Annotated in this window: 23 protein-coding genes; 11 read left to right on the forward strand and 12 right to left on the reverse strand. The window is 61.6% G+C overall.

Annotated elements, in window-relative coordinates:
- Positions 1 to 7: 7 nt before the first annotated feature.
- From murJ to ispH, 6 genes are all read left to right on the forward strand, one after another.
- On the forward strand, positions 8 to 1,549 hold the full coding sequence (gene murJ, locus GV002_RS17185) for a murein biosynthesis integral membrane protein MurJ (RefSeq protein ID WP_160019537.1): 1,542 nt from the start codon (positions 8 to 10) through the stop codon (positions 1,547 to 1,549).
- A 144-nt stretch (positions 1,550 to 1,693) separates the two neighbouring features.
- Positions 1,694 to 2,644, forward strand: coding sequence for a bifunctional riboflavin kinase/FAD synthetase (gene ribF / locus GV002_RS17190; protein WP_160019538.1), 951 nt, complete (start codon positions 1,694 to 1,696; stop codon positions 2,642 to 2,644).
- Positions 2,641 to 5,472, forward strand: coding sequence for an isoleucine--tRNA ligase (gene ileS / locus GV002_RS17195; protein WP_160019539.1), 2,832 nt, complete (start codon positions 2,641 to 2,643; stop codon positions 5,470 to 5,472). Before ribF ends, ileS begins: the two co-directional genes overlap by 4 nt.
- Positions 5,465 to 5,974 carry a signal peptidase II gene (gene lspA / locus GV002_RS17200; protein WP_160019540.1) on the forward strand — a complete coding sequence of 170 codons (510 nt, stop codon included), beginning with the start codon at positions 5,465 to 5,467 and terminating at the stop codon, positions 5,972 to 5,974. Before ileS ends, lspA begins: the two co-directional genes overlap by 8 nt.
- Positions 5,971 to 6,408: an FKBP-type peptidyl-prolyl cis-trans isomerase gene (locus GV002_RS17205; RefSeq protein ID WP_160019541.1), complete on the forward strand. Its 438-nt coding sequence runs from the start codon at positions 5,971 to 5,973 to the stop codon at positions 6,406 to 6,408. Before lspA ends, GV002_RS17205 begins: the two co-directional genes overlap by 4 nt.
- A gap of 186 nt (positions 6,409 to 6,594) precedes the next feature.
- Positions 6,595 to 7,539 carry a 4-hydroxy-3-methylbut-2-enyl diphosphate reductase gene (gene ispH / locus GV002_RS17210; RefSeq protein ID WP_160019542.1) on the forward strand — a complete coding sequence of 315 codons (945 nt, stop codon included), beginning with the start codon at positions 6,595 to 6,597 and terminating at the stop codon, positions 7,537 to 7,539.
- A 51-nt stretch (positions 7,540 to 7,590) separates the two neighbouring features.
- On the opposite strand, the gene GV002_RS17215 is transcribed toward ispH, so the two are convergent.
- The 7 genes from GV002_RS17215 to GV002_RS17245 all read right to left on the reverse strand — a co-directional run bounded on the left by GV002_RS17215 (position 7,591) and on the right by GV002_RS17245 (position 14,965).
- Entirely contained in the window at positions 7,591 to 8,052 is a 462-nt protein-coding gene (locus GV002_RS17215) for a type IV pilin protein (RefSeq protein WP_160019543.1), read from the reverse strand.
- A complete protein-coding gene (locus GV002_RS17220) occupies positions 8,049 to 12,029 on the reverse strand; it encodes a pilus assembly protein (protein ID WP_178094717.1) in 3,981 nt (1,326 codons plus the stop codon). Before GV002_RS17220 ends, GV002_RS17215 begins: the two co-directional genes overlap by 4 nt.
- 44 nt (positions 12,030 to 12,073) lie before the next feature.
- Positions 12,074 to 12,628: a pilus assembly PilX family protein gene (locus GV002_RS17225; protein ID WP_160019544.1), complete on the reverse strand. Its 555-nt coding sequence runs from the start codon at positions 12,626 to 12,628 to the stop codon at positions 12,074 to 12,076.
- The gene (locus GV002_RS17230; RefSeq protein WP_160019545.1) at positions 12,625 to 13,347 is read right to left on the reverse strand and encodes a PilW family protein; all 723 of its coding nucleotides are present in this window, start codon (positions 13,345 to 13,347) and stop codon (positions 12,625 to 12,627) included. The genes GV002_RS17225 and GV002_RS17230 overlap by 4 nt, the downstream gene beginning before the upstream one ends.
- A 2-nt stretch (positions 13,348 to 13,349) precedes the next feature.
- A complete protein-coding gene (gene pilV / locus GV002_RS17235) occupies positions 13,350 to 13,862 on the reverse strand; it encodes a type IV pilus modification protein PilV (protein ID WP_160019546.1) in 513 nt (170 codons plus the stop codon).
- Complete coding sequence (locus GV002_RS17240) at positions 13,859 to 14,347, reverse strand: GspH/FimT family pseudopilin (protein WP_160019547.1); 489 nt, start codon at positions 14,345 to 14,347, stop codon at positions 13,859 to 13,861. Before GV002_RS17240 ends, pilV begins: the two co-directional genes overlap by 4 nt.
- A gap of 108 nt (positions 14,348 to 14,455) precedes the next feature.
- Positions 14,456 to 14,965 carry a GspH/FimT family pseudopilin gene (locus GV002_RS17245; protein WP_160019548.1) on the reverse strand — a complete coding sequence of 170 codons (510 nt, stop codon included), beginning with the start codon at positions 14,963 to 14,965 and terminating at the stop codon, positions 14,456 to 14,458.
- A gap of 91 nt (positions 14,966 to 15,056) precedes the next feature.
- Here GV002_RS17245 and thiO point away from each other — a divergent pair, with 91 nt between their 5' ends.
- Complete coding sequence (gene thiO, locus GV002_RS17250; protein ID WP_160019549.1) at positions 15,057 to 16,151, forward strand: glycine oxidase ThiO; 1,095 nt, start codon at positions 15,057 to 15,059, stop codon at positions 16,149 to 16,151.
- Positions 16,152 to 16,244: 93 nt separating this feature from the next.
- Here the strand turns inward: thiO and GV002_RS17255 are convergent, their stop codons facing one another.
- From GV002_RS17255 to GV002_RS17270, 4 genes are all read right to left on the reverse strand, one after another.
- Positions 16,245 to 17,585, reverse strand: coding sequence for a sigma-54-dependent transcriptional regulator (locus tag GV002_RS17255; protein WP_160019550.1), 1,341 nt, complete (start codon positions 17,583 to 17,585; stop codon positions 16,245 to 16,247).
- Between the two features lie 2 nt (positions 17,586 to 17,587).
- A complete protein-coding gene (locus GV002_RS17260; protein WP_160019551.1) occupies positions 17,588 to 19,180 on the reverse strand; it encodes a sensor histidine kinase in 1,593 nt (530 codons plus the stop codon).
- Complete coding sequence (locus tag GV002_RS17265; RefSeq protein WP_160019552.1) at positions 19,170 to 19,406, reverse strand: PP0621 family protein; 237 nt, start codon at positions 19,404 to 19,406, stop codon at positions 19,170 to 19,172. Before GV002_RS17265 ends, GV002_RS17260 begins: the two co-directional genes overlap by 11 nt.
- A gap of 191 nt (positions 19,407 to 19,597) precedes the next feature.
- Positions 19,598 to 20,590, reverse strand: coding sequence for an outer membrane protein assembly factor BamD (locus GV002_RS17270; protein WP_160019553.1), 993 nt, complete (start codon positions 20,588 to 20,590; stop codon positions 19,598 to 19,600).
- Between the two features lie 138 nt (positions 20,591 to 20,728).
- Between GV002_RS17270 and rluD the strand changes: the two genes are divergently transcribed.
- The 4 genes from rluD to GV002_RS17290 all read left to right on the forward strand — a co-directional run bounded on the left by rluD (position 20,729) and on the right by GV002_RS17290 (position 24,486).
- Complete coding sequence (gene rluD, locus GV002_RS17275; protein ID WP_160019554.1) at positions 20,729 to 21,703, forward strand: 23S rRNA pseudouridine(1911/1915/1917) synthase RluD; 975 nt, start codon at positions 20,729 to 20,731, stop codon at positions 21,701 to 21,703.
- The gene (pgeF, locus tag GV002_RS17280) at positions 21,700 to 22,431 is read left to right on the forward strand and encodes a peptidoglycan editing factor PgeF (protein WP_160019555.1); all 732 of its coding nucleotides are present in this window, start codon (positions 21,700 to 21,702) and stop codon (positions 22,429 to 22,431) included. Before rluD ends, pgeF begins: the two co-directional genes overlap by 4 nt.
- A gap of 327 nt (positions 22,432 to 22,758) precedes the next feature.
- Positions 22,759 to 23,349: a TetR/AcrR family transcriptional regulator gene (locus GV002_RS17285; RefSeq protein WP_256667122.1), complete on the forward strand. Its 591-nt coding sequence runs from the start codon at positions 22,759 to 22,761 to the stop codon at positions 23,347 to 23,349.
- A gap of 27 nt (positions 23,350 to 23,376) precedes the next feature.
- Entirely contained in the window at positions 23,377 to 24,486 is a 1,110-nt protein-coding gene (locus GV002_RS17290) for an NADH:flavin oxidoreductase (RefSeq protein ID WP_160019557.1), read from the forward strand.
- A gap of 154 nt (positions 24,487 to 24,640) precedes the next feature.
- On the opposite strand, the gene GV002_RS17295 is transcribed toward GV002_RS17290, so the two are convergent.
- Entirely contained in the window at positions 24,641 to 25,855 is a 1,215-nt protein-coding gene (locus GV002_RS17295; protein WP_160019558.1) for a glycosyltransferase family 4 protein, read from the reverse strand.
- Positions 25,856 to 25,864: the final 9 nt, after the last annotated feature.

The raw sequence follows: 25,864 nt of genomic DNA on the forward strand, positions 1-25,864 counted from the left end.
ATACCCCATGAATCTGCTCAAGTCCCTGGCTGCCGTCAGTTCACTGACCATGGTTTCGCGCGTGCTGGGGTTCGTGCGCGACACCATCATCGCCCGCACCTTTGGTGCCGGGGTGGCGTCGGATGCCTTCGTGGTGGCCTTCAAGCTGCCCAATCTGCTGCGCCGTATTTTTGCCGAAGGGGCGTTCTCGCAGGCCTTCGTGCCGATCCTGGCGGAATACAAGATGCAGCAGGGCGAGGAGGCCACGCGCACCTTCGTGGCCTACGTCTCTGGTTTGCTGACCCTGGTGCTGGCGCTGGTCACGGCCATCGGCGTGCTCGCTGCACCCTGGATCGTCTGGGCCACGGCACCGGGTTTTGCCGATGAGGCCGAGCGTTTCGAGCTGACTGTCGATCTGCTGCGGGTGACTTTTCCTTATATATTGCTGATCTCCCTGTCATCGCTGGCCGGGGCCGTGCTCAATACCTGGAACCGTTTTTCGGTACCGGCGTTCGTGCCGACCTTGCTCAACGTCAGCATGATCGTCTTCTCGCTGTTTCTGACGCCCTATTTCGACCCGCCGATCATGGCGCTGGGCTGGGCGGTACTGGTCGGGGGGCTGGCGCAACTGCTCTGGCAACTGCCGCATCTGAAGAAGATCGGCATGCTGGTGCTACCGCGCCTGAGTTTCGGTGATCTCGGTGTCTGGCGCGTGCTCAAACAGATGGGGCCGGCGATCTTCGGCGTTTCGGTGAGCCAGATTTCGCTGATCATCAACACCATTTTCGCTTCCTTCCTAGTGGCTGGCTCGGTGTCCTGGATGTACTACGCCGACCGCCTGATGGAGCTGCCCTCGGGTGTGCTGGGCGTGGCGCTGGGGACCATCCTGCTACCTGCACTCTCCAAGACCTATGCGAGCAAGAACCGCGACGAATACCGCCGTCTGCTCGATTGGGGGCTGCGTCTGTGTTTTCTGCTGGTGCTGCCCTGCACCCTGGCGCTGGCGATTCTCGCCGAGCCGTTGGTGGTCTCGCTGTTCCAGTACGGCAAGTTCGGCGCAGAGGACGCGCTGATGACCCAGCGGGCGCTGGTGGCTTATTCGGTCGGCCTGCTTGCGCTGATTCTGATCAAGATCCTCGCGCCTGGCTTCTACGCCCAGCAGAACATCAAGACACCGGTGCGCATTGCCATCGTCAGTCTGCTGGCGACTCAGGCGATGAACGCGCTGTTCGTGTTCGGCCTGGATATGGCGCATGTTGGCCTGGCGCTGGCGATCAGCCTGGCGGCCTGCCTGAACGCCGGCCTGCTGTACTGGCAGCTGCGCCGTGCAGATATCTTTCAGCCGCTGCCGGGCTGGGGCCTGTTCCTGCTCAAACTGGTGGTCGCGGTGGCGGTGATGGTCGCAGTGCTGCTGGGGCTGCTGCAGCTCATGCCAGCCTGGGCCGAAGGCGAGATGCTTGTGCGCCTGTTGCGTTTGGGCGCGCTGGTGTTTGCTGGTCTGATCGCCTACTTCGGCATGTTGCTGGTACTGGGTTTTCGCCTGCGCGATTTCGCCCGGCGGTCGCTGTAGCCATTGCAGGGTGCGCCGTGCGCACTGTCGGGTCGGCGCAGGAGTGGTGCGCATGGCGCACCCTGCGATTCAAGGCGTCGCGATGCCTGTTGTGCGTGGCCTGCTGTGCGTATAATCGGCCACTTTGTGAACAAGAAGCGTGCTATGCAGCTGGTTCGAGGTCTTCATAACCTGCAGCCCCAGGCGCGGGGCTGTGTGGTCACCATCGGTAATTTCGACGGCGTTCATCGTGGGCACCAGGCCATCCTGGCGCGTCTGCGCGAGCGTGCCGCGGAATTGGCCGTGCCCAGCTGCGTGGTGATCTTCGAGCCGCAGCCGCGCGAATTCTTCGGCCCGGATACCGCGCCGGCACGCCTGACCCGCCTGCGTGACAAGCTCGCCCTGCTGGCTGCCGAAGGCGTCGACATGGTGCTGTGCCTGGCCTTCAACCGCCGCCTGCGCGAACTGTCGGCTGCCGAGTTCGTCCAGCGCGTACTGGTCGACGGGCTCAAGGTCAAAGATCTGGAGATCGGCGATGATTTCCGTTTCGGCTGTGACCGCGCTGGGGATTTCGAATTTCTCAAGGCCGCAGGCCTGCGCCACGGTTTCAGTGTCGATGCTTCGACCACCGTCGAAGTGCTGGGTGGCCGGGTCAGCAGCACGCGTGTGCGCCAGGCACTTGCCGATGGCGATTTCGAGTTGGCCGAAGCCCTGCTCGGTCGGCCGTTTCGCATCGCCGGGCGCGTATTGCACGGGCAGAAACTCGGCCGCCAGCTCGATGCGCCCACCGCCAATGTCCAGCTCAAGCGGCGCAAGGTGCCGCTGACTGGCGTCTACCTGGTGAGCTGCGAAGTCGATGGCGTGATTCAACCGGGCGTCGCCAATATTGGCGTGCGACCCAGCGTTGCCGGTGACGGCAGCGCCCATCTGGAAGTTCACCTTCTGGATTTTGCCGGCGATCTGTATGGCCGGCGTCTCTCGGTGGCTTTCCACCACAAGCTGCGTGATGAGCAGCGTTTCGCCTCGCTGGAGGCCTTGAAGGCGGCGATTGCCGCCGATATCGCCGCTGCCCGTGATTATTGGCAGAGCCACCCGCTGATGAAGAGCCCGAAATGACCGACTACAAAGCTACGCTGAACCTGCCCGATACCCAGTTCCCGATGAAGGCCGGCCTGCCGCAACGCGAGCCGCAGACCCTGCAGCGCTGGAACGAGATTGGCCTGTATAGCAAGCTGCGCAAGATTGGCGAAGATCGGCCGAAGTTCGTCCTGCACGACGGCCCGCCCTATGCCAACGGCAGCATCCACATCGGTCATGCGGTGAACAAGATCCTCAAGGACATCATCACCCGCTCCAAGACGCTGGCCGGCTTCGATGCGCCCTACGTACCAGGCTGGGACTGCCATGGTCTGCCGATCGAGCACAAGGTCGAAACCACCTTCGGCAAGAACCAGGCGGCCGACCTGACCCGTGAGCGTTGCCGCACCTACGCCAGCGAGCAGATCGAAGGGCAGAAGGCCGACTTCATCCGCCTCGGCGTGCTCGGCGACTGGGACAACCCCTACAAGACCATGGATTTTGCCAACGAGGCCGGCGAGATCCGCGCCCTGGCCGAGATGGTCAAGCAGGGCTTCGTGTTCAAGGGTCTGAAGCCGGTGAACTGGTGCTTCGACTGTGGCTCGGCACTGGCCGAGGCCGAGGTGGAGTATCAGGACAAGAAGTCCGATGCCATCGACGTTGCCTTCCCCATCGAAGACGCAGGCAAATTGGCTACCGCCTTCGGTCTGAGCGAGCTGAGCAAGCCGACCGCCATCGTCATCTGGACCACCACGCCCTGGACCATCCCGGCCAACCAGGCGCTCAACGTACACCCTGAATTTACCTACGCCCTCGTCGACACCGGCGAGCGCATCCTGCTGCTGGCCGAGGAACTGGTCGAGTCCTGCCTGCAGCGCTACGGCCTGCAAGGTCAGGTGATCGCCACCGCGCCGGGCGCGGCGCTGGAGCTGATCCGTTTCCGTCATCCGTTCTATGAGCGCTTCTCGCCGGTCTACCTGGCCGAATACGTCGAGCTGGGCGCCGGTACCGGCATCGTTCACTCGTCGCCGGCCTATGGTGAGGACGACTTCCGTACCTGCAAAGCGTACGGCATGAGCAACGACGACATTCTCAGCCCGGTGCAGAGCAATGGCGTCTACACCCCGGATCTGCCGTTCTTCGGCGGCCAGTTCATCTGGAAGGCCAACCCGGCCATCGTCGAGAAGCTGGCCGAGGTCGGTGCGCTGCTCAAGCACCAGCCGATCCAGCACAGCTACATGCACTGCTGGCGCCACAAGACGCCGCTGATCTACCGCGCTACCGCGCAGTGGTTCGTCGGTATGGACACTCAGCCCAAGCAGGGCGCTCCCCTGCGTGAGCGCGCGCTGGCCGCCATCGAGCAGACCCAGTTCGTCCCGGCCTGGGGCCAGGCGCGCCTGCACAGCATGATCGCTGGTCGTCCCGACTGGTGCATCTCGCGTCAGCGCAACTGGGGCGTGCCGATCCCGTTCTTCCTGCACAAGGCCACCGGCGAGCTGCACCCGCGCACGGTCGAGCTGATGGAAGAAGTCGCCAAGCGTGTCGAGCAAGAGGGCATCGAAGCCTGGTTCAAGCTCGACGCTGCCGAGTTGCTCGGCGCCGAAGCAGCTGATTACGACAAGATCAACGACACCCTCGACGTGTGGTTCGACTCCGGCACCACCCACTGGCACGTGCTGCGTGGCTCGCACGACATGGGCCACACCGACGGCCCGCGTGCCGATCTGTATCTGGAAGGCTCTGACCAGCACCGCGGCTGGTTCCATTCGTCTCTGCTGACCGGCAGCGCCATCGACGGTCACGCGCCGTACAAGGCACTGCTGACCCACGGTTTTGTGGTCGACGAGAACGGCCGCAAGATGTCCAAGTCGCTGGGTAACGTGGTCGCCCCGCAGGAGGTCAACGACAGCCTGGGCGCCGACATCATGCGCCTGTGGGTCGCCTCCACCGACTACTCGGGCGAGATGGCCGTGTCCAAGGTGATCCTGCAGCGCAGCGCCGACGCTTACCGGCGTATCCGTAATACCGCGCGCTTCATGCTGGCCAACCTCAACGGTTTCGATCCAGCCAGGGACCTGCTGAAGCCCGAGCAGATGCTCGACCTCGACCGCTGGGCCGTGGACGCTGCCCTGCGCCTGCAGGAAGAGATCATCGAGGCCTACGCCGACTACCGTTTCTGGAACGTCTACTCCAAGGTGCACAACTTCTGCGTGCAGGAGCTGGGCGCTTTCTACCTGGACATCATCAAGGATCGCCAGTACACCACCGCTGCCGACAGCGTGGCGCGTCGCTCCTGCCAGAGCGCGCTGTTTCACATCAGCGAGGCGCTGGTGCGCTGGATCGCGCCGATCCTGGCGTTCACCGCCGAGGAAATCTGGCAGTTCCTGCCGGGCGAGCGCAACGAGTCGGTGATGCTCAACACCTGGTATGCCGGTCTGGAGCGCCTGCCGGAAGGCTTCGAACTGGATCGTGCCTATTGGGACCGCGTCATGCAGGTCAAGGCTGCGGTCAACAAGGAGCTGGAGAACCTGCGCACGGCCAAGGCCATTGGTGCCAGCCTGCAGGCGGAAGTGACCCTGTTCTGCGACGAGGCCAAGCAGGCCGACCTGGCCAAGCTCGGCGACGAGCTGCGTTTCGCCCTGATCACCTCGGCGGCGCAGACCGCGCCGCTGGCCGATGCGCCGAGTGATGCGGTGGTGACCGAGGTCGAAGGCCTGAAACTGAAGATCCTCAAATCCGCCCACGCCAAGTGCGGTCGCTGCTGGCACTTCCGCGCCGATGTCGGCAGCCACGCTGCGCATCCGGAGCTGTGCGGTCGCTGCGTGAGCAACCTCGAAGGCATCGGTGAGGTGCGCAAGCATGCCTGAGGCCTCGCGTTTCGGGCATCTGCCCTGGCTGTTGCTGAGCGTGCTGATCCTGGTCGCCGACCGGGTGACCAAGGACATCTTCGAGGGCACGCTGAGCATGTATCAGCGCATCGAAGTCATTCCGGGCTACTTCGACTGGACTCTGGCCTACAACACCGGCGCGGCATTCAGCTTCCTGGCCGATGCAGCCGGCTGGCAACGCTGGTTCTTCGCGGCCATCGCCATCGTTGTCAGCGTCGTGCTGGTGATCTGGCTCAAGCGCCTCAAGCGTCACGAAACCCTGCTGGCTGTGGCACTGGCCATGGTCCTGGGCGGCGCGCTGGGCAACCTGTATGACCGTGTGGTGCTCGGCCATGTGGTCGACTTCATTCTGGTGCACTGGCAGAGCCGCTGGTTCTTCCCGGCGTTCAACCTGGCCGACACCTTCATCACCATCGGCGCCATCCTGTTGGCGCTGGATATGTTCAAGAGCGACAAGTCCGCGAAGGAGGCTGCGCAATGACAGACGTACGCATCGGGCCGGACAGGGAAGTGACCCTGCACTTCGCCCTCAAGCTGGAAAACGGCGACGTGGTCGACAGCACATTCGACAAGCAGCCGGCTACCTTCAAGGTCGGCGACGGCAATCTGCTGCCAGGCTTCGAGCAAGCGCTATATGGCTTCAAGGCCGGCGATAAACGCAGCGTCCAGGTGCAGCCGGAGCAGGGTTTCGGCCAGCCGAACCCTCAGAATGTGCAGATCATGCCGCGTAGTCAGTTCGACGGCATGGAGCTCTCCGAAGGGCTGCTGGTGATCTTCAACGACGCCGCCAATACCGAGTTGCCGGGCGTGGTCAAGGCGTTCGATGACAAGCAGGTCACCATCGACTTCAACCATCCGCTGGCCGGCAAGGTGCTGGACTTCGATGTGGAAATCATCGACGTCAAGGCGCTCTAGCCCGTGCAGCCGCTCTTGTAGGAGCGGCTTCAGCCGCGAGGCTCTTGTTGCAGTCTGTAGTCCGGATGAAATCCGGGAAAGCGTGACCATCGTTTCCCGGATTTCATCCGAGCCACGTGAAGCGGGAACCCTGGTCGATCCCGCGTTACACTGCCCCTTCTGAATGACCGCGTGCCGAGAATCTCCATGCATATCAAACTCGCCAACCCCCGCGGCTTCTGCGCCGGTGTCGATCGCGCCATCGAAATCGTCAACCGCGCGCTGGAAGTCTTCGGCCCGCCGATCTACGTACGCCATGAAGTGGTGCACAACAAATTCGTGGTCGAAGATCTGCGTGCACGCGGCGCAGTATTCGTCGAAGAGCTGGATCAGGTGCCGGACGATGTCATCGTCATCTTCAGCGCTCATGGCGTTTCCAAGGCCGTGCGCGACGAAGCGGCGCGTCGTGGCCTCAAGGTGTTCGACGCCACCTGCCCGCTGGTGACCAAGGTGCACATGGAAGTGGTGCGCTACAGCCGTGAAGGTCGCGAGTGCATCCTTATCGGTCACGAAGGCCACCCGGAAGTCGAAGGCACCATGGGCCAGTACGACGCCAGCAATGGTGGCGCCATCTATCTGGTGGAAGACGAGGCGGACGTCGCTGAGCTGCAGGTGCGCAACCCCGAAAACCTGGCATTCGTGACCCAGACCACCCTGTCCATGGACGACACCAGCAAGGTGATCGACGCCCTGCGCACCAAGTTTCCCGCCATTGGCGGCCCGCGCAAGGACGACATCTGCTACGCCACACAGAACCGTCAGGACGCGGTCAAGCAGCTGGCCAGCGACTGCGATGTACTGTTGGTGGTCGGTAGCCCGAACAGCTCCAACTCCAACCGCCTGCGCGAACTGGCCGAGCGCATGGGGACTCCGGCCTATCTGATCGACGGCGCCGAAGATCTCAAGCGTGAGTGGTTCGATGGCGTGAGTGGCATCGGCATCACCGCGGGCGCTTCCGCGCCGGAAGTACTGGTACGTGGCGTGGTCGAGCAACTGCGCACCTGGGGCGCGGTAGGGGAGACCGAACTGGATGGCCGGCCGGAGAACATTACCTTTTCGATGCCGAAGGAGTTGAGGGTGAAAGCGCTCTGACGGAAAAGAAAAAGGCGATCCGAGGATCGCCTTTTTCTTGTGTTTGGCTGCTCAGCGCCAGCACTGATCTACCGTCTTGGCATTAGAACCGGTGGACGTCTTGCCTTTGATGCCAACGGCCGTGAGGGTCAGGTTGCCACAGAGGCCGTCGCCGATAGTCTCCTCGGCCGTCAGCGTATAACCGCCATCACCGTTGGTACGGGATACCCCGACCAAGTAGTAGCCATTTTCCGAGCGCACCCTGGCTCCTGCTGCGTCAGCGTTGATGACGCTTGCCTGATTGGAGACCAGCAGGTCCAGATCCTCAGGGGTGGTCACGTAGCGGTTGTTCTGGGCATAGAAGCGCTCCTGCCGAGCGGCCATTTCCTGGAGCAGCGCCATGCCTTCAGCCCTCTTGCTACGGGTGATGTAGTCCTGATAGTTGGGGATGGCGATGGCCGCCAGGATGCCGATGATCGCCACCGCGAGCATCAGTTCGATCAGGCTGAAGCCCTTCTGTTTACGCTGGATCATTGAAACTCCTCAGGCACGATATGCCAGCTCTGGCGGCCGCTGCTGTTAGGGTCATCGCCCACGGTCGCGGGGTCTGCTGCGCCGTCGCTGCCGAATACCTTGTTGCCGGGTGCCAGGGTGAAGCCACCCAGGGCAGGGAAACGCATACCGGATACGACATTGGCATTGTATGCGTCAGTTGGGTTGACCAGGCGATCCGCGTTCAGATCCAGTACGTTGAAGCGTGTGCGGCCACCACTGAAAGCATCCACTGCATACAACCAGGTATCTGCACCTGCCTGGCAGGGATCCTGATTCGGCGTCAGGCTGCTGAGGAACAGGATGGAGCCGCTGGCCGTCATATTGTTGATGATCATCTCGCCCTCCAGTCGCGGGGTCCCGTTGTTGTTCTTGACGGCCATGTCCAGCGCCCAGCCCCACTGCGTTACCAGGGCGTCGGAGGTCGGGACCCTGAGGTCGGCTTCGCTGGTGGTTGGTGCCCGGAACCACTGTGGTAGCTCCTGGCTTACCAGGCGGATATCACGTGTAGCGCTCTGTTCTTCGTCACCGATAACGACATTGTTTTGTTGCTCGGTGAAGTTCTGTTCCACCAGGCGACCGGCGCGAGTCCCTGCAACTGGCGTAGTTGCAGTGGTGCTCTGGCGTTTGGTGTTGCGATCCCAGATGCCGTAAAGCGTCATGGCGCGGCTGGTGTCAACGTTGGCGTCGCTCGTTTCCAGATACTTGCCGGTACCGAAAAGCACCAGATAACCATAACTAGTCGGGTGGCGAACCAGCGAAGGCTGAATGGTGATGGCTTGACGCTTGCCCGCCGTATCCCTGGCCACGAACAGAGGTTTTTCACCATAAGCTAGTTTGAAATCGGCTTTGCTCGTACTGGCGACTTCTGTGTTGGTGCGGGCGAACGGATCACCCGTAATGGATGTGGTGTCGCTGGTGGTTTTCACCAGATCAAAGCGCCACAGGTTGCCCTGGAGATCGCCAGCATAGGCATAGTCCACCAGCCCATCACCGTTATTGTCGGCACCACGCACGCTGGACAGGCCATTCGAGAGGGTGATGTTGCCTTCCACGACATCAGGCACAGTGATCTTCTTGATCAGCTCGCCGCTCTTGATGTTAATGATCAGCAGAGCAGCCTTGTCGTTTGTGCTGTTATAGCCATTGCCCTGCAGGACTGCCCATTCACCCGTATGCAGGCGCACGATCTCGGGTTGTGCGAAGGTGAAGCCGAGGTCGGCATCCTTGGCTGAGTCGAACTCCCACAGCAGCTTGATCTGCGCAGGGTCGGTGACATCCAGCGCGAACAGGGATTTGCCCCCTGCGCGCAGGGTGCCGATCAGCACGGTGCGCCAGCCTTCATCATCACCGTTGCCAAAGTAGACATCGCGCACGATGGGGGAACCGTCGACAAAATACTGGTGCTCGCCACCTTTGTAGTTTTGTCCCGTGAGCTTATGAAGGTTCTGAATCACTTCGCTTGGAATGAAGGCGAAGGTTTCCTGTCCGGTCGTGGCATTGAAGCCATGCAGCATGCCGTCGTTGCCACCGACATAGATCATTTCCTGGCGATTGGCTTTCTTGTTGGCTTCACGGAACGCTGCGTAACTCCTGTAGCCGGTTAGATCCCCTGTGGGGTTTTCGATCGCGTCGGCGAGGTAGGCGAGGTAAGCAGGCGTGCCGACGACCGCAGGGCTGGAGTTGATGATGTCACCCAGGATCGAGCTGCGTTTGCGGAACTGCGGAGAGGTCAGGCCTTCGTTGCTCCGTTCGCCCCGTACATAGTTCAGGCGGTCTTGACCGCGGCTGTCGAATGCCACACCAAGGCTTTCAGGGTTGCGGTTCATCCAACTTTGCTGCTGGGTGCTGAGGTTGTTCCAGGTGAAGTTCTTGAGTTTGTTGCTGGCAGTGCTGTCGAGCATCAGCACGCGGCGAGTGTTGGGGTTGATACCCTCATTGGCTTTCTGCGCACTCCACAGCAGGGTGGTACCTCCGGTTTTGTCGACCAGGGTCTTGCTCAGCTCGCCACTCCAGTCCTCGCTGGAGAACTGGGTGGCGTAGACATTGCTCTGCAGGGCGTTGTCGCTATCGGACACGAAGGATGCTGCAACCGCAGGACGTGCTGCCGAAGTGGTGCGGTTGGCAATACGGTTGAGGATGTCCTTGAACGCCTTGACCATGTCGTCCGGGCTATCGACGCTGAAGAACTCGCCACGCGAGTTGATGGCGGCATGCCAGAGGTCATAGACGTTATTGGATGAACTTTTTGATGCCTCAGGCCAGCTTTGCGCGCCGGATAGCAGGTTTTCATAGCCGCTACCGCCGAAGGTGTCGCCGGTCCAGGGCAGGTTCGGTGCATTAAGGGAGTTGGTGAGTGCCAGCCCCATGGTGTAGTTGACCATGTGTTGCCAGGTGGCCGGGTTGTTCTTGGGCTCCCAGTACTGGGCCGTGGCGTCTGTGTTGGGAACCTGGATGTAGGGTTTGACATCGTTTTCCAGAGTCGGACGCAGATCCGTGGCCCAGTAGTGCATGGCGATATCCGCAAGGGTGCCAGTGGTCGTTCTCTGGTCATTGCCGTAAGGCTTGCGGCTTGGGCTATAGGTCTGGCTGCCGTCAGGAAGTGTGAAGGTGGCGCCGTCATGTCGTGCGATGCCGCTCGGGAAGTTGTCGTCGTTCCACATGCCGTCAGTCATCAGCACATGGAAGCTCGGGCGGCATGCATGAACGGGGGATTCGATGGTGGCGCCACGGCCTCCCGTTGTAGTGACCGGGTTGGGAGTGTGAGCCCACGCATCTGATGATGTACGCAAAAACTCACCAGCTCGTGCTGTGGCAGCCAGCAGCGGGGTACTGCTGTTGAATTTGACCGAGGCCAGCCAATTCAGAAAGTTGGCCTTGTGGCGTGGGCTGAGTTCACGGAAGTAGTTGTTATTGCAGTTGTTGGAGTTCAGCGTATTGCAGACGGCCAGCGTTTGCCAGGTAAAGCGGGACGAGGCTGCCAGTTCGTTGAATGCGAGGTTTGCGGCGGTCACCGTAGCCAGTGCGCGAGTGCGATAGAACGAGTACCAGATGGCAAAGTTTGCTCGTTCGTCGGTACCACCTGCGCCGGAGTTGGCCGATACAAAGACCGGGCGATGGCAGGCATCGTTATTTTTATTAGCGTTGCAGCCGGCAAGGGATGGGTCGTAAACGTAGTAGTAAGCAGGGACAGGAACGTTACTTAAGCTGATCGTATAGTCATTGTTGTTGCGTGAGCAGGATATAGGGCCGCTATAGCTACCGCTGATGAAGGTCGCAGTACAATTTGTTCCAGATGTGGTTCGTTGGACTCTGACCTTGCCTAGCCCAGGTATAATACTTGGGGGTGGATCGACGTCCTGTCGGCTACTTGTTCCGCTGGTCCCACTAAGAGAGAGCCTGTAAGTGACAGTTCCAAAATCTGAGTTAGGGTTTTGCGACAAATTAAATATGCGCCCTGTCGGGGCAGCGTAGTTGACGGAAGAACTATAGTTATAATTCACGGCCTCATCAGTGCTGAAGTTCCAGGATACTCGATAGTCATTGCTTAAGTTGATCGAGCCATAAGAGGTCTGAAAGCCATTTTGATAAGCGGTGGTGAAACTGGAGGTATAACCATTTTCTACCTCCGAGCCATCGTTATTCAGCTTCACCGGCGGGCGGTAAGTCACGCTGGGGTTGTAGTACATCGGGTTGGTAGTTGAAGACATTCCGCGCCGAGTATTACGCAGGTTGCTCGGGCTCTCTTCGCGGCCCGCATCATCGGGGCCGAAGGCCCAGCGCATACTGCCGGAGTCATCGAGGGTGAAGATCAGGTTGGGGGCAACGCTCTCGCTCAAAATGAGGGGTTTTTGGCTGATATCCAGCGTTGCCCCGACAGCGGCGTTGAAGCCAGAAAAGACAAATGTGAACAGCAGGGCGCTGCCGACGGTTCTGGTCGTGGATTGAAAAAGATTCATGGAATGACTCCCTGATCGATCACCAGGCACAAAAAAGATGGATTTCATTCGGTTTCGATCCTGCCCTTGGAATTGAGGGCCACGGTCGAGCGCACAGCGCTATTCAAATCGTTGTTACTGGCCATGCCGTTTACCTCGTAACGGAATACGCCAATACCTAGCAGCATGTTTCCGTATTCGGGGTTTTCCGACTCGCCCTGAAGCTCGCCGCCAGGTGCTATCTGTGCGTACCAGGTGGCGTCGCCGTAGAGTTCGGTGTTGTCGTCCGGTGAATAGACCTGCTTGTTGGTCGCGTCTATTGCATAGGCGGGCTCTTTGTCGAGTAGGCAAAGCGTACCGGCGGCAATACCTTCACAGGTGCTGGTCGGTTCCTGGGGGCCACGCTGAACCGTTCTGCGCTCGCCATCGCGTACACTGGCCTCCGCCACGTTTAGCAGTTGTTTCTGTTCGATCATGTTGCCTGTGATGCGCGACTCCAGGCTGACCTCGCGCATGTTGGCGATGGCCAGAACCGTAATGACAAGCAGAAAAATCAACGCGATGAGCAGACTTACGCCTTGCTGGCGCTGCCCAAGGTGGTAATGGCGGTTGTTGTTCATGGCATCAGGTTCCTCATGCTGGTGCTGCTGGAGAGCATGGTGTACAGGCGTTTGTCATTGGGCGCATTGCCGAACCAGAATTCGTAGACCGCACTGCCGGCACTCTTGCCGACTTCGGTCGGGCTGCCTGCCATGATGGCGAATTGCACAGCACGCACACGGGCGTTCGCCGCGGGTGCTGGTGTGTATTCGGTGATGCGCTTGTCATCGTTGTAGTTGACGCCGTAATCGAAGTTCAGCGCTGTTATGCCTGTGGCGATGGTTTGTCCGTTGCAACGCAACTCACCATTGGTGAGTTGAAAGATTTCGACGACTGGATCGGTGTTCACGTAAGGGTCATTTGGAATGTCGGCAATCAGGTCGCCGCTGCAGGTGCGAGCGCCCGGAAAGGCCGGTTGGTAGCGGATGCAGAAGCTTGTTGCGTCAATGCGCTTTACAACTTCTCCGGTAGCCATTCCGTTGCAGTTACCGCCACTAAACGAGGGAAATGCTGCCTCCATGGTTTCATCGGGGCGACGGCGATAGCCGGTCTTGGCCAGCGTTTGCTCCAGTAGAAGGATGGAGAAGCGAGCGCTCTCGATATTTTGTCCCTGGCTCTGCTGGAACAGCGTGTTCTCGCGGTTGTCCAGGTAAACCTGAGTGATACCCAGGATCAGGAAGCTGCTGATCAGCAGGGCAACCATCATCTCGATAATGGAAAGGCCATGTTGCTTGTGCATGGTCAGAGTTCTCCGCGCAGGCGCAAGGTACAGATAAAGGGATCGGCGCCATTGCCGCAGGTCTCGCCGTTGGAGCGCCAGGCAACCTGAACCTCGACAGTAGAACCAGCGGCACAGGCACCGGGTACCTGGGAACGGCAGATATAGAACGCATTGCGCACTGCCACTGCATCAGCGTCGTCGCCAGCAGCGCCGGGCATCAGCGTGCGCACTTTCTCGCTCCAGCAGGTCAGTTGCCTGGCTACATTGTCGACGGGGATGGGGGTGTCGCCACATGCCCCCTGCGCCTCGAGCGCGTTGATCATGTAGTCATCCCGAGCATCGGGATTGGCGCGGATCTTTTCCATGATCTCGGTCGCCAGCATGACGGCGTTGTTACGCGCCACGGAGTCCGAGGTGAACTGGATACCACGGCCTTGCATAGCCACCAGACCGAGCATGCCGACGGTCAGCAGAAGCAGTGTGACCAGTACTTCGATCAGGCTGAAACCACGTTGTGTATTGCGCAGGGTCATGGTTGGCAGTCTCCCAGGTCGTTGCCCTCATCGTCCTTGCCACGTGGCATCAGACGCGTACTGCCGCTGGGCTGAACCTCGATTCGATAGGCAAATACCGGGTTATCGTCGCGGCAAACGACGAAGCTTGCGGTTTCGGCTGTGCCGTTTGCTGTAAAGGTGAGCGTGACCGGCGCCAGGCTGCTGGCGACACTGGCGTGATCCGGGTTAAAGGTTTCCTGGCGCAGCCGGGTGGCATCCGCTGCGTTCTCGACAATCCAGTCATTGTTGTCGTTGCGCAGCCTGATCGAGGTACGGCGTACCACCGCCTGCGAACGAGCGAACTGCAGCAAACTGTTGAGCGTCTGCGCCTGCGCCTCGATCTGGTTGTTGGCAACCAGGCGGGCGAAGTTGGGTATTGCGATGCCTACTGCGATAGCCAGCAATGCCAGCACGATCATCAGTTCGATCAGGCTAAAACCTCGCATGTCAGGATGGCGTGACATGTTTTGCTCCTTGGGGACGTCCGAGCGAATACTGCGATAACGTCCTTTGTCTGTCTGCCGTAGCAGGACGGCTGGCTGACTGGAGCGGATGACTGGTTGCTGTGTTGTTCAGCCTTGACAGCGATGGACCTGGGCGAGGTTTTCCTGATGACTTGCGAGGCGTACTCGCCCCTGTCGGTTGAGTATCAGTTGCCAGGCTATTTCCGTGCCTTTGCACTGAAAGAAGCGGCCGTTACTGGACGGGCTGGTGCCGTTGGCGTGAAAGCGAATGCGCGAGTCGAAGCCGACCCAGCGTAATGGTGTACTGCTGCGATGCTGCTGGATCAGCATGATGTGTTCCGGTGCGTTCATGAACTGCATACGCCAGCCCTGACTCCAGTCGTGACCACAAGTTGCACCATCGTGTGATCCGCATAGCTCTACGCTTGTTTTGTGCACTACGGCTTGTAGTCGGGCGTGACTGAGAGAGGCGCGCAGATGGTTGCACAGGGCTTCGCGTTCGCTTTTTTGTTGTAGTGCAAGGAGACTTGGTACTGCCAGAGAGGCGCCGGTGCTGAGCAGTGCCAGCACGACAAGAAGCTCGTAGAGGCTGAACGCCAACTGTGTAGGTAGTTTCATGGGTATAGTCCTTTACATTCTGCTGTGTGCGTTCCTGGCACGAGTGGAAGGTTTAGTAGTGATTGACTGTCTTGGCAAATGAGAGGGCGATGTGGGGCGTACGTTAGTAGTTGGAGGAGGGGCTTTGGGTTTGCTGTCCGCCAAGTTGTTGGCAGCAGCGGACGAGGGTGTACTCCTTCTGGATCGTCAGGGTGTCGGCCGCGAGTCCTCCTGGGCCGGCGGCGGCATTGTTTCCCCGCTCTATCCCTGGCGTTACAGCGCGGCGGTGACGGCGTTGGCGCATTGGTCGCAGGATTTCTATCCGGGTTTTGCGCGGCAGTTGCTGGAAGACACCGGTATCGATCCCGAGGTAAACGCCACCGGGTTGTACTGGCTGGATCTCGATGATGAGGCCGAGGCGCTGGCCTGGGCTGCACGCGAGGGGCGTCCGCTTTTTCCAGTGGATATCGCCGAGGCGTATCGGCAGGTGCCTGTTCTGGGTGGTGGTTTTGAGCGCGCCATCCATATGCCGGGCGTGGCCAATGTGCGTAATCCTCGGTTGGTCAAAGCGTTGCGAGCGGCTTTGGCGGCCATGCCGAACGTGGAGCTGCGTGAGCATTGCCCTGTCAAAGGCTTTGTCCAGGAGGCGGGTCGGATCTGCGGCGTGACTACGGCCGATGGCGAGATTCGTGCCGAGCGCGTGGTGCTGGCTGCCGGGGCCTGGAGTGGCGAACTGCTCAAAACGCTTGGTCTGGAGTTACCGGTCGAGCCGGTGAAGGGGCAGATGATTCTCTACAAGTGCGCCGAGGACTTTCTGCCAAGCATGGTGTTGGCCAGGGGGCGCTATGCGATTCCGCGGCGCGATGGGCATATCCTGATTGGCAGCACGCTGGAATACGCCGGATTCGACAAGACGCCGACCGATAATGCGCTGGAAAGCCTCAAGGCATCGGCCGAAGAGCTGTTGCCTGCACTCAAGGATGCCGAAGTGGTGGGGCATTGGGCTGGTTTGCGGCCAGGCTCGCCTGAAGGTATTCCCTTCATTGGCGAGCTGCCTGCGTATCCCGGTCTTTGGCTCAATTGCGGGCATTTCCGCAACGGCTTGGTGCTGGCGCCAGCGTCCTGCCGGCTGCTGGCTGATCTGCTGCTGGGGCACGAGCCGATCATCGATCCGGCGCCTTACGCGCCGGCGGGGCGGTTGCACTGATACCTTGTTATCCCCGCATCAAGGGACTTCAGGACTCGGCGCAGGCTGTCTTGATCGCCGGCAAGCCGGCTTCTACATGCGCGTGATCCGTGGTCAGTCGATACCCAGTTTCTTCAGTCGATAGCGCATCGACCGGAAGGTCAGGCCCAGACGCTGAGCCGCCGCCGTGCGGTTCCAGCGCGTTTCTTCCAGAGCCTGCATGATCAGCTTGCGTTCGATGTCCTCGAGGTAGTCCTCGAGGTTGTCGATCTGCGCCAGGCTGGCTTCGCCACCTTCGCTACTCGGGCCGCTGGCATCGGCCAGGCGTAGGTCGCTGGGCGTGATCTGATCGTCTTCGCACAGTGTGTAGGCGCGTTCGAGCATGTTTTCCAGCTCGCGCACGTTGCCGGGGAAGCGATAGTTCTTCAGTTTTTCCAGGGCATCGGGGTGCAGCCTGGCGGCGGCGAGGCCGGTGCCATCGGCCAGGCGCGCGAGCATCACGTCGGCCAACTGGGCGATATCTTCGCGACGTTCACGCAGCGGAGGCACGCGCAGTTCGATGACGTTGAGGCGGTAGTAGAGGTCCTGGCGGAAACGGCCGGCCGCGACTTCGGCTGCCAGATCCTTGTGGGTGGCGCAGAGGATGCGTACATCGACCACCACTTCCTGCTGGCCACCGACGGCGCGCACGGCTTTTTCCTGAATCGCGCGCAGCAGTTTGACCTGCATCGGCAGCGGCAGGTCGGCGACCTCGTCGAGGAACAGGGTGCCGCCATTGGCCGCCTGGAACAGCCCCTGCTTGTCTTCGATGGCGCCTGTGAAACTGCCTTTCTTGTGGCCGAAGAATTCGCTCTCCATCAGCTCCGAGGGAATCGCACCGCAGTTCACTGGCACGAACGGCTGTTCGACGCGCGGGCCTTGCTCATGGATCAGGCGGGCGACCAGCTCCTTGCCGCTACCCGATTCGCCGCTGATGTAGACCGGCGCCTGGCTGCGCGAGAGTTTCTGGATCTGCTTGCGCAGCGACTTCATCGGCGGCGAGTCACCGAGCAGACGGCTGTCGACCGGGGTTTCCTCACCCTCGGGAGAGCGAATGCGCAGGGCGGTGGCCACCAGTTCGCGCAGGCGACCGAGGTCGACCGGTTTGGTGAGGAAGTCGAAGGCGCCGGCCTTGAGCGAGTTGATGGCAGTGTCCAGGCTGCCGTAGGCGGTGATCATCGCCACGGGCACTTGCGGATGGCGCTGCTGGATATGCTGCACCAGATCCAGGCCGGTGCCATCGGGCAGGCGCATGTCGGTCAGGCACAGGTCGAACGGCTCGCGCGCCAGCCACTCGCGCGCTTCCTTGACGTTGCGGGCGCTGCGGGTGTCCAGTTTCATGCGTCCGAGGGTGATTTCCAGCAATTCGCGGATATCGGGTTCGTCGTCGACGATCAGTGCTCTCTGACGGTTCATGCTCAGCTCAGTTTGCGCGGATGGGCGAAGGTGATACGGAAGCAACTGCCGCCACCTTCACGAGGTTTATAGTCGAGGCGCGCCTGGTTGCCCTGGCACAGCTCGCGAGAAATATACAGGCCGAGACCGGTGCCCTTGTTCTCGGTGGTGTAGAAGGGCTCGAAGATGTGCTGCTCCTGCTCTGGCGGCACACCGGGGCCGTCGTCGAGGATTTCCAGCACCGGCAGGTCGCTGTTCTCGTCGCGGAAAAGGCGCAGCCAGACCTGGCCGATCTTGTGCTGCTTGGCACTATAGCGCAGGCCGTTCTGGACCAGATTGGTCAGCACCTGGGTCAGTTGATGCGGGTCCATGCGCGTTTGCAGGCTGCCGCCCTGAGTCTCCAGGTGAATCTGCCGGTCAGCCGGTGCCGAGCTGCGAAACTCGCTGGCGAAGCGGTGTAGCCAGTACTTCAGGTCGAGCAGTTGCGGTTCGGCCTGGCGCCTGCGTGACAGTTGCAGAACGTTCTCGATCACCAGGTTCATGCGCTTGGAGTGATCCTGAATGATCTGGGCCAGGCGCTGATCCGGGCCGTGCAAGTCCTCCGACTCCTGCAGCAATTGCGCGGCATGGCTGATGGCGCCGAGCGGGTTGCGAATTTCGTGGGCGATACCGGCGGTCAGGCGGCCGAGCGAGGCCAGCTTGAGTTGCTGCGCCTGCTGGGCGATCTGCGAGATGTCGTCGAGAAACACCAGGGTGTGCTGCTGGTCACCGCGTTGCAGGGAAATGAAACTGGGTTGCAGCACCGGGCCATCGACCTGGGCCTGCAGGCTTTCCGGGCGCAGGGTCGGGTTGTGCAGCCACTGTTGCAAGCGTTTGACCAGTTCAGGGCAATGCGGGTCGATGATCTTGCCGGTCAGTTCGCCGCGCCCCAACAGTTGGGTCGCGCCCTGGTTGGCCAGCAGCACACGATGCTGGGTATCGAGCACCAGGATGCCGGTACGCATGCGCTGCAGGATCTGCGCGTTGAGTTCTTCCAGGTTGGCCACGTCGGCGGCGCGCTGTTCGGCCAGGTTTTCGCTGACCTGCAGGCGGCGGGTGATGCCCTGGATGAACAGCGCCCCGGCGAAGCACAACGCACCAAGTGCGCCAGCCTGTACGTACTGGGCTGCTGCGGCCGGGCGGCTGAGGCTGAGGTAGAAGGTCAGGTAGATCAGCGCCATGGCGGCGACGGCGGCGATCAGCAGACCAACGCGTCCGCGCAGCAGGATATTGGCGATGGCCACCGCCACCACCAGCAGGTTGCCGATGCCGCTGGGCGTGCCGCCGGCTGCGTAGAATAGCGCCGAGAGAAAGATCACATCGACCAGCGCCAGGCTGAACAGCTGCATCAGGTGCTTGGGTTTCTGCACCAGTACGGCGATGAAGATGTTGAGGATCAGGTAAACCCAACTGCCGGTGCGAAACAGCTCGATATGCACGACGTCCAGCAACTGTTCGTCGAGGTTGCTGGAAATCATCAGGATCAGCGCCAGGCCGATGCTCAGGCGATAGAAGTGATAGAGCCTGAGGATACGTCGCCCCTGAGTGTTGCCGGGTGCGCTGATATCAGCGGTCACCGGTGTGTGGGCCTTGTTCGAGGTGGGCCTGACTGCAGTACCACTGCTGATCCTGGCTCAGTGCCTGGGTCTTGGGAATGTGCACGCCGCAGTGCGCGCAGCGCACCATCGGGGCTGCAGCGTCCTCGGTGGGGCGAGTGCTCTTGGCTTTGCTGATGAAACGACGCCAGATCCAGATTGCGGCGAAGATCACTGCAACCCAGAACAGCAGGCGGAACAGGCCCATGGTGTGCTCTTTTATCCGGTTAAAGTCGGCAGTTTAGCCAAGCTGAGACCATCGGCACAGAGGGGCGGTGGCAGGCTGTGAGCTGATTCCGAGGGGGGCGGGCTGCAAGTCGGAGTCGGGCCCGTAGCCTGGATGAATTCACGGGCACAAAAAAGGGAGGCCGTGGCCTCCCTTCTGCACTGACGCGTCGATCAGTCGAACAGACCGAAGGTCATGTAGCTCCAGATCGAACGCTTCTTGGCGGTTTCGCCGGTCTTGGCGTCCTGCTGCAGTTCGCGCGGTATCTGCTGCTCGGCTTCCTCGTACTGACGAACCACGTCCTGGCTGGCGCGGGTTTCACCCGGCGGCAGCGGCGTGTCGGTTTCGATCAGGCCCAGGGTGGCCTTGGCCAGCCAGGAGCGGTTGTCGGCTTCCTCTTCGAGCGGGACGAACTCGCCGCTTTCCAGGCTCGGATGGTCAGGGTAGTTGAGCTTGAGGGTTTCCAGGCTGGTGGCAGCCAGGTCGTCCAGGGACAGGCGCTGATAGGCCTCGGTCATGATCGCCAGGCCGTCACCGACCGACGGGGTTTCCTGAAAGTTTTCCACCACGTAGCGGCCACGGTTGGCGGCAGCGACATAGGCCTGGCGGGTCAGGTAGTAGTGGCCGACATGTATCTCATAGGCAGCCAGCAGGTTGCGCAGGTAGATCATGCGCTGTTTGGCATCCGGGGCGTAGCGGCTGGTCGGGTAACGGCTGGTGAGCTGAGCGAACTCGTTGTAGGAGTCGCGTGCGGCACCCGGGTCACGCTTGGTCATGTCCAGCGGCAGGAAGCGCGCCAGCAGGCCACGGTCCTGGTCGAAGGAGGCCAGGCCCTTGAGGTAGTAGGCGTAGTCGACGTTGGCGTGTTGCGGGTGCAGACGGATGAAGCGCTCGGCGGACGACTTGGCAGCTTCCGGCTCGGCATTCTTGTAGTAGGCGTAGATCAGTTCCAGCTGCGCCTGCTCGGCATAGCGTCCGAATGGATAGCGCGATTCCAGCGCCTTCAGTTTGGCGGTGGCCTGGGTATAGCTGCGGTTGTCCAGGTCGGCCTGGGCCTGCTGGTACAGCTCCACCTCGCTGAGGTTTTCATCGACCTCCGGCTGCTTGGAGGAGCAGGCGGCGGTAAGGGCGAGGATGGCGATCAGCAGCAGGTGTTTCACTTGCATGGCGGCTTGCGTCCCTGTGACGGCCGCGCGGCCGTCCTGTTATGATGAGCGCCCCCGGAAACCCCTGGGGCAAAGACGCCGTATTTAACCACAAGCCTGTCGCCGAAACCAAAGGCCAGGCTCCCGCCGTTGCCGAAGATGACTTCTATAAAGAAACAGCTGATCCAACTCCAAGCCATTGTCCCCTTTGAACAGGGCGGTCAACGCCTCGACCAGGTGGCTGCGCAGCTGTTTGGCGAGTTCTCCCGTTCGCGCCTTTCCACCTGGATCAAGGAAGGTCGCCTGACCGTCGATGGCGCCGTAGCGCGCCCGCGCGACACCGTGCATGCCGGCTCAACCCTGGTGCTCGATGCCGAGCAGGAGGCGCAGGGCGAGTGGATCGCGCAGGACATCGAACTGAACATCGTCTATGAAGACGAACACCTGCTGGTGATCGACAAGCCGGCTGGCCTGGTGGTGCATCCGGCTGCCGGGCATGCCGATGGCACGCTGCTCAATGCCCTGCTGCATCACGTCCCGGACATCATCAATGTGCCGCGCGCCGGCATCGTCCATCGTCTGGACAAGGACACCACCGGCCTGATGGTGGTGGCCAAGACCCTGCAGGCGCAGACCAACCTGGTCGAACAGCTGCAGAAGCGCACCGTCAGCCGCATTTATGAATGCGTCTGCATTGGCGTGATCACCGCTGGCGGCACCATCGATGCGCCGATCGGCCGCAGCTCCAGCCAGCGTCAGCGCATGGCGGTGACTGACGGCGGCAAGCCGGCGATCAGTCACTACCGGGTGCTTGAGCGCTACCGCTCGCACACCCATGTACGGGTCAAGCTGGAAACCGGGCGTACCCACCAGATTCGTGTGCACATGACCCACGTTGGTTACCCGCTGGTAGGCGATCCGGTCTACGCCGGTCGTTTCCGCATTCCGCCAGCCGCCAGCCCGACACTGGTGCAGAGCCTCAAGGAGTTCCCGCGTCAGGCGTTGCATGCGCGTTTCCTCGAACTGGATCACCCGGCTACCGGCAAGCGCATGAAGTGGGAGTCGGAACTGCCGGATGATCTGGTCTGGCTGCTGACCCTGTTGCGTCAGGATCGCGAGGCCTTCGTCGGGTGAGTGCCCACGACTGGCTCATTCCTGATTGGCCTGCGCCGGCCAACGTGCGCGCCTGCGTTACCACGCGTAGCGGCGGCGTCAGTGCTGCGCCGTTCGATAGCTTCAACCTGGGCGATCATGTCGAGGATGACCCGATTGCAGTGACCAGCAACCGTCAGCATCTGGTCGATGCCCTGGGTTGCCAGCCAGCCTGGTTGCGTCAGGTGCATGGCACCGTCGTGGCACCAGCTGATCCTTCAACGCTCATCGAAGCCGATGGCAACTGGACAGCCACGCCCGGTATCGCCTGCACGGCGATGACTGCCGATTGCCTGCCAGCATTGTTCTGCGACCGCGCTGGTACGCGTGTGGCGGCGGCCCATGCCGGCTGGCGCGGTTTGGCCGGTGGCGTGCTGGAGGCGACTGTACAGGCGCTGGACGTCGCGCCGCAGGAGTTGCTGGTCTGGCTCGGCCCGGCCATCGGCCCGGCAGCGTTCGAGGTCGGTGGTGAAGTGCGCGAGGCTTTCGTGCAGCAACATGCCGAGGCTGCCAGCGCATTCGTGCCCAGCGCCAATGCCGGCAAGTTCATGGCTGATATCTACCAGTTGGCGCGCATTCGCCTGGCTGCCATCGGCGTGACCGCCGTCAGCGGCGGTGGGTTGTGTACCTACAACGATCCGCGTTTCTACTCCTATCGCCGCAGTGCCCGCACCGGGCGTTTCGCTTCGCTGATCTGGCTGCAGCCCTGAGCGTGGGGTGGATCACGCTCTGTCGATCCACCAGGTCAGCGTCCGTCCAGCCGCCTATGTTCATCCGAAAAATAGCTGGCACAGTGATCTGTGCGGGCTGTAGGAGCGGCTTTAGCCGCGACATGCATCGCGGCTGAAGCCGCTCCCACAGGTTCGTGGTTGTTCCATTTCCTGCGGCCGACCTGGTACCTGGTGGATCACGCTTCATCGATCCACTGTGGCGTAGGGCTCGGAGGGTCTATCCATCCGGGCGCTGCGTTCTAGACCTCAATCACCAATATCAATAGTGCTGTCCCGAGCGAGACGACCGGTCATATGCTCGGCGCCATGAACAGCATTCGACTCGACAAGCGCGACCTGATCCTGAGCAAAGGCTCGGCGGTGATGACGCGCCGTGGCTACCACGGCACCGGCGTGCTGGAGATCGTGCAGGCGGCCGGGATTCCCAAGGGCAGCTTCTATCACTATTTCGCCAGCAAGGAAGACTTCGCCCTGCAGGCGCTGGCCTTCATCTATCGGCCACGTCTGGCGCGCTACGCCCAGGCGTTGAACGCCCCGGCGGCGAGCCCGCGTGCGCGCATCCTCGGCTATTACCGCGAGCTGCTGGCGCATTTCGCCCGGCAGGAGACGCCGCAATATCACTGTTTCATCGGCAGCCTGAGTTTCGAGATGAGCGAGATGCTGCCGGCCATCGGCGCCGAGGTCGCAGCTATTCAGCAGACTTCGGTGGACATTTTGCGTGACTGCCTGGAGCAGGCGCAGGCTGCCGGTGAACTGTCGGTTGACGAGGACTGCGGCAACCTCGCCACCTTTATCAGCGACGCCTGGCAGGGCGTGCTCGCCCGCCTCAAGGTGGGCCGTAACCTGCAGCCGCTGGAAGCTTTCGTCACCCGCCTGGAGCGTTTGCTGCAGGCCTGATTACCGTTCAACCCCAGAGGAAAGATGATGAGCGCTCCCGTTCAAGCCCTGTTCGCCCCGTTCCGTCTCGGTAACCTGGAGCTGCCGACCCGTGTGGTCATGGCGCCGATGACCCGGTCCTTCTCGCCCGGTGGCGTGCCCAACGCCAAGGTCATCGAGTACTACCGTCGCCGCGCAGCTGCGGGCGTGGGCCTGATCGTCACCGAGGGCACTACCGTCGGCCACACGGCCTCCAACGGTTACCCGAACGTGCCGCGTTTCTACGGCGAAGACGCCCTGGCCGGCTGGAAGCAGGTGGTCGATGCGGTACATGCCGAAGGCGGCAAGATCGTCCCGCAGCTCTGGCACGTCGGTAACGTGCGCCGTTTGGGCACCGAGCCGGATGCCAGCGTTCCCGGCTATGGCCCGATGGAAAAGCTCAAGGACGGCGAGGTGGTCGTGCACGGCATGACCCAGGCCGATATCGATGAGGTAATCGCCGCCTTCGCTCAGGCCGCGCGCGATGCCAAGGCCATTGGCATGGATGGCGTGGAGATCCACGGCGCCCACGGTTATCTGATCGACCAGTTCTTCTGGGAAGGCAGCAACCAGCGCACCGATCAGTACGGCGGTGACCTGGCAGCGCGCTCGCGTTTCGCCATCGAGCTGATCCAGGCGGTACGTGCAGCAGTTGGCCCGGACTTCCCGATCATTCTGCGGTTCTCGCAGTGGAAGCAGCAGGATTACACCGCGCGCCTGGTGCAGACCCCGGAGCAACTGGAAGCCTTCCTCAAGCCGCTGTCCGAGGCTGGCGTGGACATCTTCCATTGCTCGACCCGCCGTTTCTGGGAGCCGGAGTTCGAAGGCAGCGACCTCAACCTGGCTGGCTGGACGCGCAAGCTCACCGGCAAGCCGACCATCACCGTCGGCAGCGTCGGCCTGGATGGCGAGTTTTTGCAGTTCATGGTCAAGACCGACAAGGTGGCCGAGCCTGCCAGCCTCGAGAATCTGCTCGAGCGCCTGAACAAGGAGGAGTTCGACCTGGTGGCCGTGGGGCGTGCACTGCTGGTCGACCCGGACTGGGCGCTGAAGGTGCGTGAAGGTCGTGAGCAGGACATCCTGCCGTTCAGTCGTGATGCGCTGACTACGCTGGTCTGACTCTGTTTCTAGCGGGCGTCGCGATCCGGCGCCCCATTTTCAGCCCCGGCACATCGGGGCTTTTTTGCGTCCGCTGATTGATGGGGCTCCGCGCGAACCTGCTCGGTATCGCGTCGGGTTTCCGGTGCGCACGGCGCACCCTACGGGGAATGTGTCAGCGCTCTGAGGTTTTGCTCGGTATCGCCACTGGGGTCTCGATGTTCACCGGCTTCGTCTGTTCGGGCGCCGGCTGCATGGCGCTGCGCAGGTGCTGTTCGAACAACGCGACGATGCCGTCCCAACTCAGGTGGCTGGCATGCCGGCGCGCATTGAGACGTATGCGCCGTAGCACTTCGGCATCATCCAGCAACTCACAGGCGGCTTCGCAGAAACCGGCTTCGTCGCCAGGGCGAGCGAGCATGCCATTGTGGCGGTGATGAATATGCTGGGCGGCCGCCGCCTGGTCGAATGCCACCACGGCAAGACTCGATGCCAGGGCTTCCAGCACCACGTTGCCGAAGGTTTCCGAGAGGCTGGGAAACAGGAACAGATCGCCTGACGCGTAGTGCGTGGCCAGCTCTTCACCGCGTTGCAGGCCGCAGAACAGCGCCTCTGGTAATTGCGCCTGGAGGCTGGCACGCAGCGGTCCGTCGCCGACCATAATCAGGCGCATGCGTCGTTGTGGGTGTGCCTTCTGCAGGGCGTGGAAGGCCTTGACCAGCAGGCCGAGGTTCTTCTCTGCCGCCAGGCGACCGACATGCAGCACCGCCAGATCATCCGGCCCCAGGCCCCAGCTTTCACGCAGGGCCTCGTTGCGTCTGCTTGGGTGAAACAACTGACTGTCGACGCCACGGGCAAGCAGGGCCAGGCGTTCGAAATCGCGGCGTTCGAGGTCGACCTTCTGGCCGATGCTCGGCACCAGCGTCAGCTGCGTGCGGTTGTGGAACCAGCGCAGGTAGTTGGTCATCGCCCGCGTCAGCAGGCCGATGCCGTAGTGCCCGGTGTACTGCTGGAAGTTGGTGTGAAAACCGCTGACCACCGGGATCGCCAGGCGCCTGGCTGCGCGCAAAGCGGACAGGCCCAGCGGACCTTCGGTCGCGATATAGAGCACATCCGGTCGCTGCCGTTGCCAGCGCCTGAGCAGCTTGTGCAGGGATGACTGACCCCATTGCAGGCCGGGGTAGCCGGGTAGCGGCCAGCCACGCGTGAGCAGCAGATCATTGCCGGCGTCCTGTTCCTGATCGACCTCCTGGCGTGGCCGCACCAGTTGCACGCGATGGCCGCGGCTGCGCAGGCCGTCGACCAGGCGGCCGAGGGTATTGGCCACGCCGTTGATTTCCGGCGGGAAGGTTTCGCTGATCAGCGCGATGTGCAGAGAAGGTGCGTTCATGTAAGCAGT

Source organism: Pseudomonas sp. 8O, from assembly GCF_902506495.1.
GTDB lineage: Bacteria > Pseudomonadota > Gammaproteobacteria > Pseudomonadales > Pseudomonadaceae > Aquipseudomonas > Aquipseudomonas chaetocerotis.